The sequence below is a fragment of the Variovorax xiamenensis genome, assembly GCF_050916385.1.
Classification (GTDB): Bacteria; Pseudomonadota; Gammaproteobacteria; order Burkholderiales; family Burkholderiaceae_C; genus Variovorax.
On record NZ_CP139038.1, the window covers coordinates 3,834,673 to 3,847,591 of the forward strand.

14 protein-coding genes are annotated in these 12,919 nt (G+C 70.0%); 1 reads left to right on the plus strand and 13 read right to left on the minus strand.

What is annotated here, in order from left to right; all coding sequences use genetic code 11:
* Nucleotides 1-17 precede the first annotated feature (17 nt).
* From fabG to SFB74_RS17460, 10 genes are read right to left on the minus strand one after another with little or no spacing between them, the layout of a single operon-like run.
* On the minus strand, nucleotides 18-749 hold the full coding sequence (fabG, locus tag SFB74_RS17415) for a 3-oxoacyl-ACP reductase FabG (RefSeq protein ID WP_432725470.1): 732 nt from the start codon (nucleotides 747-749) through the stop codon (nucleotides 18-20).
* Nucleotides 746-1,225: a hydroxymyristoyl-ACP dehydratase gene (locus SFB74_RS17420; protein ID WP_432725471.1), complete on the minus strand. Its 480-nt coding sequence runs from the start codon at nucleotides 1,223-1,225 to the stop codon at nucleotides 746-748. Before SFB74_RS17420 ends, fabG begins: the two co-directional genes overlap by 4 nt.
* Complete coding sequence (locus SFB74_RS17425; protein WP_432725472.1) at nucleotides 1,222-1,992, minus strand: class I SAM-dependent methyltransferase; 771 nt, start codon at nucleotides 1,990-1,992, stop codon at nucleotides 1,222-1,224. Before SFB74_RS17425 ends, SFB74_RS17420 begins: the two co-directional genes overlap by 4 nt.
* Nucleotides 1,989-2,810, minus strand: a complete 822-nt coding sequence (locus SFB74_RS17430; protein ID WP_432725473.1) for a polysaccharide deacetylase family protein — start codon at nucleotides 2,808-2,810, stop codon at nucleotides 1,989-1,991. The genes SFB74_RS17425 and SFB74_RS17430 overlap by 4 nt, the downstream gene beginning before the upstream one ends.
* 17 nt (nucleotides 2,811-2,827) lie before the next feature.
* Nucleotides 2,828-5,233, minus strand: a complete 2,406-nt coding sequence (locus tag SFB74_RS17435; RefSeq protein ID WP_432731956.1) for an MMPL family transporter — start codon at nucleotides 5,231-5,233, stop codon at nucleotides 2,828-2,830.
* Nucleotides 5,233-5,856, minus strand: a complete 624-nt coding sequence (locus SFB74_RS17440) for a LolA-related protein (RefSeq protein ID WP_432731957.1) — start codon at nucleotides 5,854-5,856, stop codon at nucleotides 5,233-5,235. Before SFB74_RS17440 ends, SFB74_RS17435 begins: the two co-directional genes overlap by 1 nt.
* A complete protein-coding gene (locus tag SFB74_RS17445) occupies nucleotides 5,846-6,859 on the minus strand; it encodes an acyl-CoA synthetase (RefSeq protein WP_432725474.1) in 1,014 nt (337 codons plus the stop codon). The genes SFB74_RS17440 and SFB74_RS17445 overlap by 11 nt, the downstream gene beginning before the upstream one ends.
* Nucleotides 6,859-8,574, minus strand: a complete 1,716-nt coding sequence (locus tag SFB74_RS17450) for an AMP-binding protein (protein ID WP_432725476.1) — start codon at nucleotides 8,572-8,574, stop codon at nucleotides 6,859-6,861. The genes SFB74_RS17445 and SFB74_RS17450 overlap by 1 nt, the downstream gene beginning before the upstream one ends.
* 26 nt (nucleotides 8,575-8,600) lie before the next feature.
* Nucleotides 8,601-9,245, minus strand: a complete 645-nt coding sequence (locus SFB74_RS17455) for a hypothetical protein (RefSeq protein ID WP_432725477.1) — start codon at nucleotides 9,243-9,245, stop codon at nucleotides 8,601-8,603.
* A 4-nt stretch (nucleotides 9,246-9,249) separates the two neighbouring features.
* Nucleotides 9,250-9,561: a phosphopantetheine-binding protein gene (locus tag SFB74_RS17460; protein WP_093194980.1), complete on the minus strand. Its 312-nt coding sequence runs from the start codon at nucleotides 9,559-9,561 to the stop codon at nucleotides 9,250-9,252.
* A 101-nt stretch (nucleotides 9,562-9,662) separates the two neighbouring features.
* Here SFB74_RS17460 and SFB74_RS17465 point away from each other — a divergent pair, with 101 nt between their 5' ends.
* Nucleotides 9,663-11,180 carry a helicase HerA-like domain-containing protein gene (locus SFB74_RS17465; RefSeq protein ID WP_432725478.1) on the plus strand — a complete coding sequence of 506 codons (1,518 nt, stop codon included), beginning with the start codon at nucleotides 9,663-9,665 and terminating at the stop codon, nucleotides 11,178-11,180.
* Between the two features lie 22 nt (nucleotides 11,181-11,202).
* On the opposite strand, the gene SFB74_RS17470 is transcribed toward SFB74_RS17465, so the two are convergent.
* From SFB74_RS17470 to SFB74_RS17480, 3 genes are all read right to left on the minus strand, one after another.
* Complete coding sequence (locus SFB74_RS17470) at nucleotides 11,203-11,844, minus strand: NrsF family protein (RefSeq protein WP_432725479.1); 642 nt, start codon at nucleotides 11,842-11,844, stop codon at nucleotides 11,203-11,205.
* Nucleotides 11,841-12,431, minus strand: coding sequence for a sigma-70 family RNA polymerase sigma factor (locus SFB74_RS17475; RefSeq protein WP_432725480.1), 591 nt, complete (start codon nucleotides 12,429-12,431; stop codon nucleotides 11,841-11,843). Before SFB74_RS17475 ends, SFB74_RS17470 begins: the two co-directional genes overlap by 4 nt.
* Nucleotides 12,432-12,515: 84 nt before the next feature.
* Complete coding sequence (locus tag SFB74_RS17480; protein ID WP_432725481.1) at nucleotides 12,516-12,824, minus strand: hypothetical protein; 309 nt, start codon at nucleotides 12,822-12,824, stop codon at nucleotides 12,516-12,518.
* Nucleotides 12,825-12,919: the final 95 nt, after the last annotated feature.

Below are 12,919 nucleotides of genomic sequence, written 5' to 3' on the forward strand. Positions count from 1 at the left end.
CGGCGCCCGAAAACCGCTCAGATCATCCCGCCGTTGATCGAGATCACCTGCCCCGTGATGTAGCCGGCTTCCTCGCTCGCCAGGAACGAAGCCAGAGCGGCCACTTCCTGCGGCGTTCCGGCCCGCTTCACCGGCACCATCTGGTTGATGACGGCGGGGTCGAACACCGCGTCCGCCATCGGCGACGAGATGATCCCCGGCGCGATCGCATTCACCGTGACGCCGCGCGATGCCACTTCGAGCGACAGCGCCTTGGTCGCGCTGTTCAGCGCACCCTTGGCCGCCGCGTAGTTGACCTGCCCCCGATTGCCCGCGATCGCGGCCACTGACGAGATGTTCAGGACGCGTCCCCACCGCGTGCGCATCATCGGCAGCAGCAGGGGCTGCGTGACGCGGAAGAAGCCGTTGAGCGACACATCGATCACCTTGTGCCACTGCTCGGCGCGCATGCCGGGCAGCACGGCGTCGTCGTGCACGCCCGCGTTGTTGACGAGGATCTGCACCGGCCCGCCTTCGAGGATGCGCGCACATGCCGCAGCGGCGGCATCGTCGCTGCACAGGTCGAAGACATGGCATTCGGCCTTGCCGCCCGCAGCCGTGATCGATGCGGCCAGTTGCTCGACCGCCTCGGGCCGCGAATTGGCGTGCAGCAGCACGGTGGCGCCGTCTCGCGCCAGGCGCTCGGCCATGGCGGCGCCCAGCGCGCCGCTGGCGCCGGTGATCAGTGCGCGTTTTCCTTCGAGACTCATGGCGTTGCCGTGCTTTCTGCTGCTGTTGCCAGCGGGGTGTTCAGGACCACCACGGCACGGCCTTCGGCCAGCATGCGGCCGTCTTCGGCCTTCACCGTGAATTCATAGAGGATCTGCCGGTCGTCGCCCGACAGGCGCCGGGCCCCGACCTGCAAGGCACCGGCCACGTCGTCCAGCCGCGCCACCGCCAGCTTCACGTTGCGCGCGCTCGCGAGAAAACCGGCCGACGGCGCGCTGCCCTCCTCGGCCAGCAGGCCTCCGTGCAGGGCCATGGCCTGCGCGGCGTATTCGATGGCGTTCGGCGCCAGCAGCCCGCTTTCGGTGCGCAGCGGGTTGTCTGCCTGCGCATGGGTCGTGGTGCTGCAGCGGATGGATTCGGCGTCCCAGTCTTCGAGCCGCTCCAGCAGGCACATGCTGCCGCTGTGCGGAATGCGCAGGGCGATGCCCGCGCGGTCCAGCGTCTGCGGCGCGGTCAAGCAGCCGGCTCCAGGTCGGCCACGAGCAGCACATTGGCGAAGGGCGTGCCTTCGCTCATCGGAATGCTGTGTACGCGAAAGCCCAGGCGATCCAGCAGCGCCGTCCATTCGGCCAGCGGCCGGCCCCAGGTCGGCGAGACCTTGTGGCCGCGGATGCGCGTGACCGTACGGTCCACCCACTGGCTGATCGCGAAGCCGCGGCGGCTCGACGCATCGCCGATGCGCAGCAGCAGCCGCGCCTGCGGGTTGCCGCCACGGCGCAGCGCATCGCGCACGCGCAGCAGCACGCCTTCCTGCGCTTCGAGGTTCACGTAGTGCAGCACGTCGAGGATCACGACGAGGTCGCAGTCCGGCAAGTCGGCCGTGCACATGTCGGCGCAGACCAGCCGCGGCGCCGGCTGCAGATGGCCGATGGAAGCCTCGGCGCGCGCAACGTCCTTGGGCATGAGCTCGATGCCGGTGTAGTCGGCGCCGTCGGGCGTGGCGAGCCACGACGAAGGCCAGCGGCCCTGCTTCTGCATCGCGCTCATCGAGGCCAGCAGGCTCGCAAAGAGGCCCTGGCCGCAGCCGATGTCGACCACGCGGTGATGCTGCGCGCCGAAGAGCCCGCGCTCCAGCAGCCCGCGGAACACCGGATCGCGCCCGAGCTTGCCGCGCGCGAAGTGCCAGGCGAAGCTGCCGCTCTTCTTGTAGGGAATGGTCGCGGCCTCGTGCAGCTCGCGCCAGGCGGTCTCGGTCGACGACGAGGGCGACATCACCGCGCTCATGGCTTCATTCCTTCCGGCAGGGTCACGGAGCGCAGTTCGTGGGCGCGCAGTCGTTCGAGCAACAAGGGCAATACCTCCAGCAAAACAGGTTGACCCGCGGCGGTGCGCGCGGCATTGCCGTCGTGCAGCAACAGGATGTCGCGCGCCTGCAGGTTGCGGCTCAGGCGCGCCATCACCTTGGCGGCGTCGCCCTCGCGCGTGTCGAAGCCGCGCCGCGTCCAGCTCACGAGCGAGAGGCCGAGGCGGTGCAGCACGGGCTCCAGGAACGGGTTGCGCAGGCCGGCCGGCGCGCGGAAACAGGTGGGGCGCTGGCCAGTGACGTCGGTAATGATGTCCTGCGCCCGCGCGATCTCGGCGGCGAAACCGCGCGGACCGAGAAAGGAGAAGTTGTGCCGGTGCCGCGCCGTGTGGTTCTGGATGCTGTGGCCGCGCGCGACGATCTCGCGCGCCAGCGCGGGCTGCGCCAGCACCCGTTCGGCAATGCAGAAGAAGGTGGCGCGCTGGCCGTGCGCATCCAGCAGGTCGAGCACGCGTGGCGTGACTTCGGGCTCAGGGCCGTCGTCGATGGTGACGGCCACTTCGCGGCGCGCCGCTGCCGCTTCGGGCAGGCGGGTCACGTTGGGGCCCAGCAGGCTGCTGCGCGGCGTGAGGCCGGCGCCGGTGATCAGCGCGTGGTTCAGCACGATCGCGCCCACGGCCCACGGCAAGGCTCCCGGCACCAGCACGCCCGCGCCGATGGCCGCGACATGCCACGCCGCGCTGGCGCGGATGGCCGGCGGCCAGGGCCAGGATTCGGTAGGCGCGGAAACGGAAGACATGGGTCCGGATTTTCCCCTCATGCGCCGCGCGAGGCCTTCGAAGGCCCCACGCTTCGTGCGAATGCAGCCGACAGCAGCAGCGCCAGCAGCGCCCCCGGCGCGACCACCCGGCCGATGGACGACAGCGCCGGAATGTCCGAGATCGCGATCAGCCCGAACGACACCACGGTCGTCAGGTTGGCCAGCATCAGCGAGGCCAGCGTGTCTTCGTCCGCCCGCCCGGTGGTGCGCAGCTGGTCGAAGAACAGCGCGTAGTTCGAGCCCACCGCCACGATCAGCAGCAGCCCCACCAGGTGCAGGATGCCGAGCGCCGCCTGCAGCACGGCCATGCCGCCCAGCGTGAGCACTACCGCGAAAAGCAGCGGCTGGCAGACTGCCAGCAGCCGGCGCCACGAACGCAGGTAGATGCCGAGCAGCACCACGACGGCCAGCGCGCCGAGCAGCACCTGCACGAAAGCTTCATGCAGATAGCGCTGGTAGAGGCTCGCGAGTTCGCGCCCGACGTCGACCACCTGCACCTCCGGCAGCCCCGCCAGCGCCGCTTCGAGGCGGCCCTGGTCGAACTTCGCGCCGGGGTGCAGCACCACCAGCGTGCCCCAGCCGCCGCCGGGCCGCTCGTACATGAGCGTGTTCAGGATGGGGCCTAGCGGCCCGTCGGCCAGTGCGGCGCGCTGCACCCGCGGCAGCTTGCGGGCAGCCTCCACGTCGGCCAGGAAGGGTTCCAGCCGCGACGCCGGCAGCGGCAGGCCCTTGGTCGCCTGGGCCAGGTTGGCGCGCAGGGTTTCGGCATCGGGCAGGCCCGCGATGCGCGCCGTCTGCACCTCCAGGCTCGGCAGCACGCGGGTGACTGTCTCGTAGCCCACCAGCTCGCCGCTGTCGACCAGCGCGTCCAGCCGCGCGGCGGCAGCCTCGGTGTGGCGCAGCGCGGCCTGCTCGTCGTCGCCGTAGGCAACCACCAGCACGCCGCCGTCGCTCGCGCCGATGTCGTTGCGCAGCATCTCGTCGAGTTGCTGGGAGGCCTTCGGGACCGGGCTCATGGCGCCGAGGTCGGCACGCCACAGATGACCGCCCTGCCACAGCACAAGCGCCAGCGCGGCCACGCCCAGCGCGGCCAGCGGCCAGCGCAGGCGCGGCAGGCCGCGCACCAGCGCGCCGGCCAGCTGCGCCATGTAGCGGCGCATGCCCATGCCGGTGGCGCCATCGGGAGCCAGCACCGGCAGCACGTAGCGCGTGGCCAGCGCGGCCGAGACCAGGCCGGCGATGGAGAACACGCCTAGTTGCGCCAGCCCCGGAAAGCCCGAGAACACCAGCGCCGCGAAGCCGCACACCGAGGTCAGCAGCCCCAGCCGCACGGTGGGCCAGTTCAGGTCGCGCCAGCGCTGCCAGCCAGTGCCGGCCACCGCGCCCGCCCCGACCTGCCGCGCCTGTATCAGGTAGTAGATGGCGTAGTCGACTGTTTCCCCGATCAGCGTGCTGCCGAATCCCAGCGTGAGGCCGTGCACCGAGCCGAAAACCAGGCTCACGCTCGCGGTGCCGATCACCACGCCCGTGGCCACCGGCAGGAATGCGATGACCAGCGCGCGCGGCGAGGCGAAAGCCAGCAGCAGCAACCCGCCCATGACGATGCCGCCCACCACCGCGAGGTGGATCGCCTCGGTCTTGATCTTGTCGCGGCTCATCACCGAGAACACCGGCGGGCCGCTCAGCAGCAGCTTGGGGGCTTCGGCGCCCATGCTGCGTACAGCGGCCTCGTAGGCGGCGTGCACGCGGGCGATGGCGATGGCCTGCGCGTCGAGGTCGCTGCCGGCGGCGCGCGTGGTGGCGATCATCAGCGCGCGCGGCGCGGTGCGAGACATCCATACGCCGTCCTCGCTGCGCGGCGAGCTGGCGGGCACCAGTTCCATCGCGATGCGTTGCGTCTCGCCAGTCGGATCGCGGTCGAGGAAAGGCTTGATCACGTTGCCGGCCGGCGTGCCCAGCATCGACAGGGTTTCGTTGATGGCGTCGCGCAAACCCTCGACGGTGAAGTGCCCCGGGGTCACCCCGGGCGAGAGCTGGTAGCGGTGCTCGAACACCCAGGTTCCGCTGTCGCTCCAGTCGCTGACGTCGCCGTTCTGCACCAGCTCGAAGAGCTTGCTCTGGCGCATTTCCTTCGCCACCGCGCGCGACACCGCCGCCCGCTGCTCCACGCTGCCGCCTTCGATGCCCAGCATCAGCGTGCGCGAGGCAACGCCGCTTTGCAGTTGCTCGATCAGAACGCGCTGGCGCACGTCGGGGCTCTTGGGCAAGAAGGCCGAGAGGTCGGCGCCGATCTGCGTGCGCGCGATGACCACCACGCCGCACAACACCACCAGCAGCCATGCCAGCAGCACGACCGCCCTGCGCCGCCAGCCCGGCGGGCCGCCCGCCTGCTGCACCTGCATCACGGCGTGGTGCGTCCGGGAGCGCCGGCCGGCGCGGGCGCGGCGGTGGCCGCCCCTGGCGTGATGTTCATGACGGAACGGTCGCCGCCGACGAATTCCATCTCCAGCCCCAGCACGTCGCTCGCGCGGCCGCTGATGCGCATGCTGCGCACCTGCGCGGCGAGGCGGCTGTCCAGCGGCGCGAGGTCGAGCGTCCATTTGGCGGGCGAGCCCGACACGGTGCTGCGGAAATAGCGCTGCAGCGTGGCGCCGTCGCCCGTGAGCGTGCCGCGCATGGCTTCGACCAGGCCGAGCAACTCGGGCATGCTGTCGAGCGCCAGCGTGCGGTTGCGCCCGCCGCGCGAGAGCGTCAGCGTGTTGCCCTCGACCGCCATCGTCTCGACGCGCGGCGACAGCGTGCGGCGCACCAGCTTGTCGGGGGCGTCGAAGCTCAGCGTGCCGCTGGCGTCGAGCGGGCCTTCGAGGCCGTGCACGAAACGCTGCTCGGTGAAGCGGGCCTCCCCGCTCTTCTGTTTGGCCAGCAGCGTCATCAGCTCGGACAGGTCGAACGCGGCAGCCCAGGCCGGCACGGCACAGAAGGCCAGTGCGAGCATGAATGCCCTGCAAAGGCGGTCAAGCCGCATCTTCGAGCCAGAAATCATGGAAATTGAACCAGTTGTAGGGGTACGCACGGCACATCGCCTCCAGGCGTGCCACGTAGGCTTCGACGGCCGCGCGGATGCGCTGCTCGCGCTCCGCGGGGCTCGCGGCCCGCTCGCCGAAGTCGGCCAGCGGGTCGAAGCGGACATCGTAGCGGGCGCCACCGTCGTAGAGACCCGCCATGAAGAACACCTTGCGGCGCAGCAGCGCGGCCAGGCGGAAGGGGCCGTCGTTGAAGACGGCGGGCTGCCCCAGGAACGGCAGCACGATGTTGTTGCCGCGCTGGTGCGCGGGCTGGTCCTCGCCGCCCGGCAGCGTGCGGTCGGCCAGCATGCCGCCCAGGCCGCCGCCGTCGAGCCAGTCGCGCAGCTCGAGCATCGAGTGCGGCCGGCCCAGCGCGATGACGTGCGGGCGCAGTTCGGGCACCGCGATGGCGTTGAGGATGCCCGTGATGCGCTGTGCGTTGTCCGGATACATCAGCATCGCCAGGCGCATGTGACGCTGGTGCGTCTGCTGCTTGCAGGCGCCCAGCGCCTCGAAGCTGCCGACGTGGGCGCCGAGCAGGAAGGCGCCCCGCCCGTTCGCCAGCTCGGCGTCGAGCGGCTCGTTGCCCTCGATCCTGACCTTGAACAGGTCCAGGCGCCCGCGCAGGAAATACACGCGGTCGAGCACCGTCGACGCGAAGGCATGCAGCAGGCGAAAGCCGTCGACCCAGCCGGCCTTCGGCCCGATGGCCCGGAACAGGTAGCGCTTGATGTGCCGGCGCTGCGCCGGCGCGAACAGCAGGAAATACAGGGCGATCGGCGGCAGCAGCAGACGCGTGACGTGGCGGCCGAACACCAGCGCCATCATCACGATGAAGCGCAGCGCGAGCATGTTGCTGCGCTCGGGCGCGTGGGCCCAGGCGCCGCTCTCGCCCTTCGGTTCCGCCTGCCCGTTGCGGGCCGCCTCGTTCACGGCGCGCGCCTCGACGTCGGTGTGCTTCATCAGGCCGACTCTTGCACGCCCGTCCAGCGGCCGGTGACAGCCACCACGCCGTCGCAGCGAACGTCGAATCGCACGCCGCGGGCAGCGCCGGCCTCGGGATTCAGCTCGATGGAAAGCACGGCGCCGGGCCGCACGGGCGCCAGGAACTTGGCCGCCGCCAGCGTGGGATGGTCGCCCAGCCGCGCCACCAGCGCCGGCACGCGGCGGATGGCTTCCATAACCTCCGCCAGCACCAGCGCCCCCGGCAGCAGCGGCTGGCCCGGGAAATGGCCGGCGAACACGGGGTGGTCGGCCGGCACCGCATGAGCCATCTGCACCGGCGTGTCGTCTTCCGCCAGCTGCGCCAGCGCGAATTCGCGCAGCGCCCGCACGGTGAGCTTGCCGGTGCCCTCGCGCGGGAAGGACTTCACCTGCACCACGCGGCGCGGCACGAATACGGCTTCCAGCCGCTGGCGCAGCGCCGCGATGATCTCGCCGGCCGAGAGCTTGGGCGCGACCACGAAGGCCACAGGCCGCACTACGCCGTCGGCCACCTCGTCGGGCAGCCAGAAGGCGCCGTCGTCCACGCCCGGAATGCTGTTGAGATGGAAGTTCAGGTGCGCCAGCGAGCTGCGCCGGCCCGCCACGTGGATCAGGTCGTTGGCGCGGCCGAAGAGGCGAAAGCGCCGGTCGTCCAGGAGTTCGAGCACGTCGGCCATGGGCGTGGGCTCGGGCATGAAGTCGCCGCTGAAGATGAAGCGCTCGGGGCCGCCGTCGGCCGAGGGCTCGGCGTGCACGCGGATCTCGCCGAAGGTCTCCCAGATCTCGTTGTCGGTGGTGCGGCGCGTGGCGACCTGGCCCGACTCGGTGCTTCCGTAGATCTCGAGCAGCACACCGCCCATTGCCTGCTCGGCCTGCAGCGCGAGCTGCGGCGACAGCGGCGCGGTGGCCGACAGGATCAGATCGACCTGCGGCAGCTCGATGCCCGAGAGCAGCAGCGTCTTGAGGTGGAACGGCGTGGTCACCAGCGCACGCGGGCGCGGCACCGAGGCCAGCGTCTTCGCAACGTCGGCCGGGAAGAACGGCCGGCCGCTCTCGAAGGCCGCGCCGCCCAGCATGGCCAGCAGCACCGACGACTCCAGCCCGTAGCTGTGCTGCACCGGCACGGTGGCGACCAGCGTCAGGCCTTCGAGCGTGGGGCGCTCCAGCACCCGGCAAAGGCGCTTGACGGCCACTGCCACGTCGCCCACCAGCGTGCGCCAGGTCTTTGCGTGCGGCTGGGGCACGCCGGTGGAGCCGGAAGTGAGCAGGCTGGCCGCGTGCATGGCGGCGTGGATGTCCGGCACTCCCGCGCTTCCTGCGTCGCCCGCGGGGCCGGCAAGCCCTTCGACCGGCAGGCGCTGCATGCCCGGCGTCTGCAGCTTCAGGTCGTCAGTGAGCGCGAAAAGGGGCGAGTCGCTGGATTCGAGCAGGCGCGAGAGCGTGTCGGGCCGCGCGTCGGGCGGCAGCATGCTGGCGTGGCCGCGCACCAGAGCCGCGCCCAGGCTCACCGCGAAGGCATAGCGGTCGGCGCAGAGATTGACGGCGGCGCCCTCGGCCGGAAGCATGGGCGCGAAGCGGGCCACGTCGGCCAGGAACTGGCGCGTGCTCACGGGCTCGCCGGCGCGCCATGCGAGAGGAGCGTCGAGGTCGCGGTTCGCGAGCAGCGGGAGGAAGCGGATGTCGTCTGTCGTCACGCGGGCGGGGCCTGTGTGGGCCTGTGTCATTGGCCGCCGGGGCTGGTGTCCACCGACGAAGTGCCATAGAACGCGCGCACCGCGTCCACGAGGCGCGTGCGTTCGAATTCGGGATGCAGCCGGTAGCGCACCAGGTGTTCGCCCACGAAAAGCAGCGTCACCATCACGGGCGACAGCACATTGGCGAACAGCGACCAGTCGGAGAACGGCCGTGTCAGGTAGATGATGATCGAGGCCACCACCATCACCGCGAAGAAGCCGGTCCAGATGCGCGTGAGCTGCGTGGTGTAGGACAGCATGTGGCCGCGCAGCGGATGCACGCGCTGCGCGAACTGCGTGATCAGCGGCAGGCCCTTGCCGCGCAGCGTGGAGCCGAACCAGCCGCACAGCGCGCCGTTGATGGCCACGTGCTGCATCACGTAGAGCCGGTTGGGGTCGCCCGCCTCACCCAGGAAGACGAGCGAGAAGCCGCCGATGCCGACCGCCGCGGCAATGGCAACGCCCCAGCGGCCGAACCAGCTGCCGGCCAGGCCCATGGCGGCGAGCCAGAGCGGGCCGAGCAGCACCACCACCGCCCACGGCTGCGTTGCGTGGAACAGCGTCATCCAGTGGGAGAGGCCGGCATATGCGACCCCCACCACCAGCAGGAGCGCTATTCGCCATCGGGACATGGGATCAGGTGGCGACGCGATGCTGCGCGACGTGAGCCGCGAGCGTGCGCAGCGACTGGAAGATCTGCTGGTTGCGTTCGTCGTCCGAACGCAGCTGGAAACCATAGCGGCGCGAGACTTCGAGCGCGACTTCGAGGATGTCGATCGAGTCGAGGCCGAGACCTTCGCCGTACAGCGGCTCGGTCGGCACGATGTCCTCGGGGGCGACTTCGAGATTGAGCGCGTTCACGAGCAGCACGGCCAGCTCTTTTTCGATCGGCGACTGTTCGGAGGCATCGCCGTTGGCGGGAATGGGGGGCTGGGCAGTCGATGACAAAAAAACCTCCTAAAACTTTTTCCTGAACCACCGTGCGGGCCGTGGATTATAGGAGTGCCGCTTGATTAGACTGCCCGCTTCGATACGACCCGGAGCGCCCCATGGCCGACCCACTTCTGATCGCACGGCACGACACCATCGAGTGCAGCCTCCTCCCCGGCCTGGCCAACCGCCACGGCCTCATCACCGGCGCCACCGGTACCGGCAAGACCGTCACGCTGCAGACCATCGCCGAGAAGCTCTCCTCCATCGGCGTGCCGGTGTTCATGGCCGACGTCAAGGGCGACCTGACCGGCATCAGCCAGAAAGGCACCATCGGCGGCAAGCTGGCCGCCACCCTGAAGGAACGCGGCATCGACCTGCCCGAGCCCTCGGCCTGCCCCGTCACGCTGTGGGACGTGTTCGGCGAACAGGGCCACCCGGTGCGCGCCACCATCTCCGACATGGGCCCGCTGCTGCTGGGCCGCATGCTCGACGTCAACGAAACCCAGGCCGGCGTGCTGAACCTGGTGTTCAAGATCGCCGACGACAACGGCCTGCTGCTGCTCGACCTGAAGGACCTGCGCGCGATGCTGCAGTACGTGGGCGAGAACGCAAGCCAGTTCACGACCCAGTACGGCAACATCAGCGCCGCCAGCGTGGGCGCCATCCAGCGCGGACTGCTGCAGATCGAGACCCAGGGCGGCGAGAAATTCTTCGGCGAGCCGATGCTCAACATCGCCGACTTCATGCAGACCGTGGGCGGCAAGGGCGTGGTCAACATCCTCGCAGCCGACAAGCTCATGAATTCGCCGCGCCTGTACGCCACCTTCCTGCTGTGGATGCTGTCGGAGCTGTTCGAGCAGCTGCCCGAAGTCGGCGACCCCGATCAGCCCAAGCTGGCCTTCTTCTTCGACGAGGCGCACCTGCTGTTCAACGAGGCGCCCAAGGCGCTGGTGGAGCGCATCGAGCTCGTCGTGCGGCTGGTGCGCTCCAAGGGCGTCGGCGTGTATTTCGTTACCCAGAACCCGCTGGACATTCCCGATTCGGTGCTGGCCCAGCTCGGCAACCGCGTGCAGCACGCGCTGCGCGCCTTCACCCCGCGCGACCAGAAGGCCGTGAAGGCAGCCGCCAGCACCATGCGCCAGAAGCCGGGCCTGGACATCGAGACCGCCATCACCGAGCTCGCGGTCGGCGAGGCGCTGGTGAGCCTGCTCGACGAAAAGGGCCGTCCCAGCGTGACCGAGCGCGTGTTCGTGCTGCCGCCGGCCAGCCAGCTCGGCCCGATCACGCCCGAGCAGCGCAAGGCGCTGATCGACGGCTCGCTGGTCGCGGGCATCTACGAGAAATCGGTGGACCGCGAATCGGCCTACGAAAAGCTCAAGGGCCGCGCCGAAAGCGCGCCCGACGCCCCTGCCGTCGCAGCACCAGGCGCCAAGGGCACGGCCGAGTCCTCGGGCTCCGGCATGGGCGGCATGCTCAACGACATGCTCTTCGGCACCACCGGCCCGCGCGGCGCGAAGCACGACGGGCTGGTGCAGACCATGGCCAAGTCGGCAGTGCGCACCATGGGCACCTCGGTGGGCAAGGAGATCCTGCGCGGCGTGCTGGGCGGGATCTTCGGCAGCAAGAAGCGCTGACCGAAGGACGAAACGGCCCCGTCTACCAGCGCAGCAGGCGGGGCCCGAGCAGCGCGCCCACCAGCACGGGCACCGCAATACCGCTCACGTACCAGACGGCGAGGAACGGCGCGGTCAGTTCCATGCAGTGCAGCGCATAGACCGAAGCGCCCACGCCTCCGGCCAGCGCCCCGGCCGCGGCGCCGGCGAGCGCGGGCCGCGTGGGCGCCATGCCCCTCAGCGCCACCAGCGCGGCCGCGAACACCGGCAGCGCCATCAACCCGATGCTCATGGCGCAGATGCGCCATGACTGCCCCATCAGCGCAGGCATGCGCTCGTCGGCCGGCATGGTGAACCAGGCGATCACGGCCAGCATCCACACCCCGAACACCGGCAGCACCGCGCCCATCCAGGCGTGCCGTGGCTTCACGCCCGGCCGGGCGAGCCGTTCGGCGGCCACGAAGCCGGCGGCCGCGATGCACAGCGGAAACAGCACCTTGACCCAGAACATCGGCCAGAACATGGCCTGCACGATGTCGTGCCGCACGCCGTAGCCGGCGAACAGGATCGCCAGCGAGAACGGCAACCCCAGCGCCACGGCCAGCCAGACGCGCGAGCTGGCGCGGCGGCGCGGCACGGCCACTTCGCCGTTGGCCAGCATCGAGACCAGGTCGTCGGTCTTCATGCCGCGGCTCCCCACGCATTTCCGAAGCGGGCGGCCAGCGCCTTCAGGCCCCGGTGGATGCCGACCTTCACGGCCGATTCCGACATGCCCGTCAGGCTCGCGGTCTCGGCCACCGAGAGGCCTTCGATCTTGACGTGCACGATCGGCAGGCGCTGGCGATCCGGCAGGGTCTCGAGCAGGCCGCCGAGGTCGCGCTTCGCGTCGCTGGCCTCCTCGGCCGATTCGGCGAACACGGCCAGGTCGTCGTCCAGCGGGTCATGCAGGTCTTCGCGGGCCGACTTGGCGCGCAGCAGGTCGATCATCTTGTAGCGCGCGATGGCATGCACCCAGGCCGTCAGCGGCTGGTCGCTCTGGTAGGTGTGGCGCTGGTTGTGCATGGCGAGCAGGCATTCCTGGACGAGGTCTTCCACTTCATCGGGCCAGCCGAAAAGGCGCTTGCCCAGAAAGGCGCGCAGGTGCGCGCTCAGCTGCTGCAGGAAGTCGCGGTAGGCCCTCGCGTCGCCATCGAGGCCGCGAAGGAACAGGCCGCGCAGCGCCGCTTCCACGTCGCCCGGGTTCTTCCTGCTGCCTACGGTGTTTCGTTCCATCGGGCTGGCTGGTTACAGCCTTGTCGAAAAAGTTCCGGTGGATTGTGCCGGGGCCGGGGGCCCCAACGCTGCGTCAAGGGTGCTTCAGAGCTGTTTCAGGCACTGCTGGATGATCGGGCCGCTGCGCGCCCTGATCTTCTCCACGTCCTGCAGGTCGGCCACCGAGGTGTCCTTCATGACGCCGTCGGCCGCGCAGGTGCACAGCTTCTTGAGATCTTCCTCCGACCTGCTCCCGCGCTCGCCGGCGCTCTTGACGCAGCTGCCGATGAAGCTCTCCCGGAAGCTGGTCTTGAAGGCCGCGTCGAAGCCTTCGGAGAAACCCTCCTTGGCCTTGTCGCAGGCAGTCAGGCCCAGCAGGCCCAGGGCGAGAAATACACAGGGAAGCACGCGCATCGTTTTTCCTCCATCAGGGGCGCAAGAATGTTGCGGGTCCGGTCCGTCCGTGCGCATTGTTCACCATCCGCGCGCCGGCGAATCCCCTTGCTTGC

What these genes read in the sequence shown, in the direction of transcription:
- SFB74_RS17470 (WP_432725479.1), bottom strand. Translation starts at nt 11,844, where the DNA reads ATGAAGACCGACGACCTGGTCTCGATGCTGGCCAACGGCGAAGTGGCC.
- SFB74_RS17430 (WP_432725473.1), bottom strand. Translation starts at nt 2,810, where the DNA reads ATGTCTTCCGTTTCCGCGCCTACCGAATCCTGGCCCTGGCCGCCGGCC.
- SFB74_RS17435 (WP_432731956.1), bottom strand. Translation starts at nt 5,233, where the DNA reads ATGCAGGTGCAGCAGGCGGGCGGCCCGCCGGGCTGGCGGCGCAGGGCG.
- SFB74_RS17465 (WP_432725478.1), top strand. Translation starts at nt 9,663, where the DNA reads ATGGCCGACCCACTTCTGATCGCACGGCACGACACCATCGAGTGCAGC.
- SFB74_RS17475 (WP_432725480.1), bottom strand. Translation starts at nt 12,431, where the DNA reads ATGGAACGAAACACCGTAGGCAGCAGGAAGAACCCGGGCGACGTGGAA.
- SFB74_RS17480 (WP_432725481.1), bottom strand. Translation starts at nt 12,824, where the DNA reads ATGCGCGTGCTTCCCTGTGTATTTCTCGCCCTGGGCCTGCTGGGCCTG.
- SFB74_RS17440 (WP_432731957.1), bottom strand. Translation starts at nt 5,856, where the DNA reads ATGCGGCTTGACCGCCTTTGCAGGGCATTCATGCTCGCACTGGCCTTC.
- fabG (WP_432725470.1), bottom strand. Translation starts at nt 749, where the DNA reads ATGAGTCTCGAAGGAAAACGCGCACTGATCACCGGCGCCAGCGGCGCG.
- SFB74_RS17455 (WP_432725477.1), bottom strand. Translation starts at nt 9,245, where the DNA reads ATGTCCCGATGGCGAATAGCGCTCCTGCTGGTGGTGGGGGTCGCATAT.
- SFB74_RS17425 (WP_432725472.1), bottom strand. Translation starts at nt 1,992, where the DNA reads ATGAGCGCGGTGATGTCGCCCTCGTCGTCGACCGAGACCGCCTGGCGC.
- SFB74_RS17445 (WP_432725474.1), bottom strand. Translation starts at nt 6,859, where the DNA reads ATGAAGCACACCGACGTCGAGGCGCGCGCCGTGAACGAGGCGGCCCGC.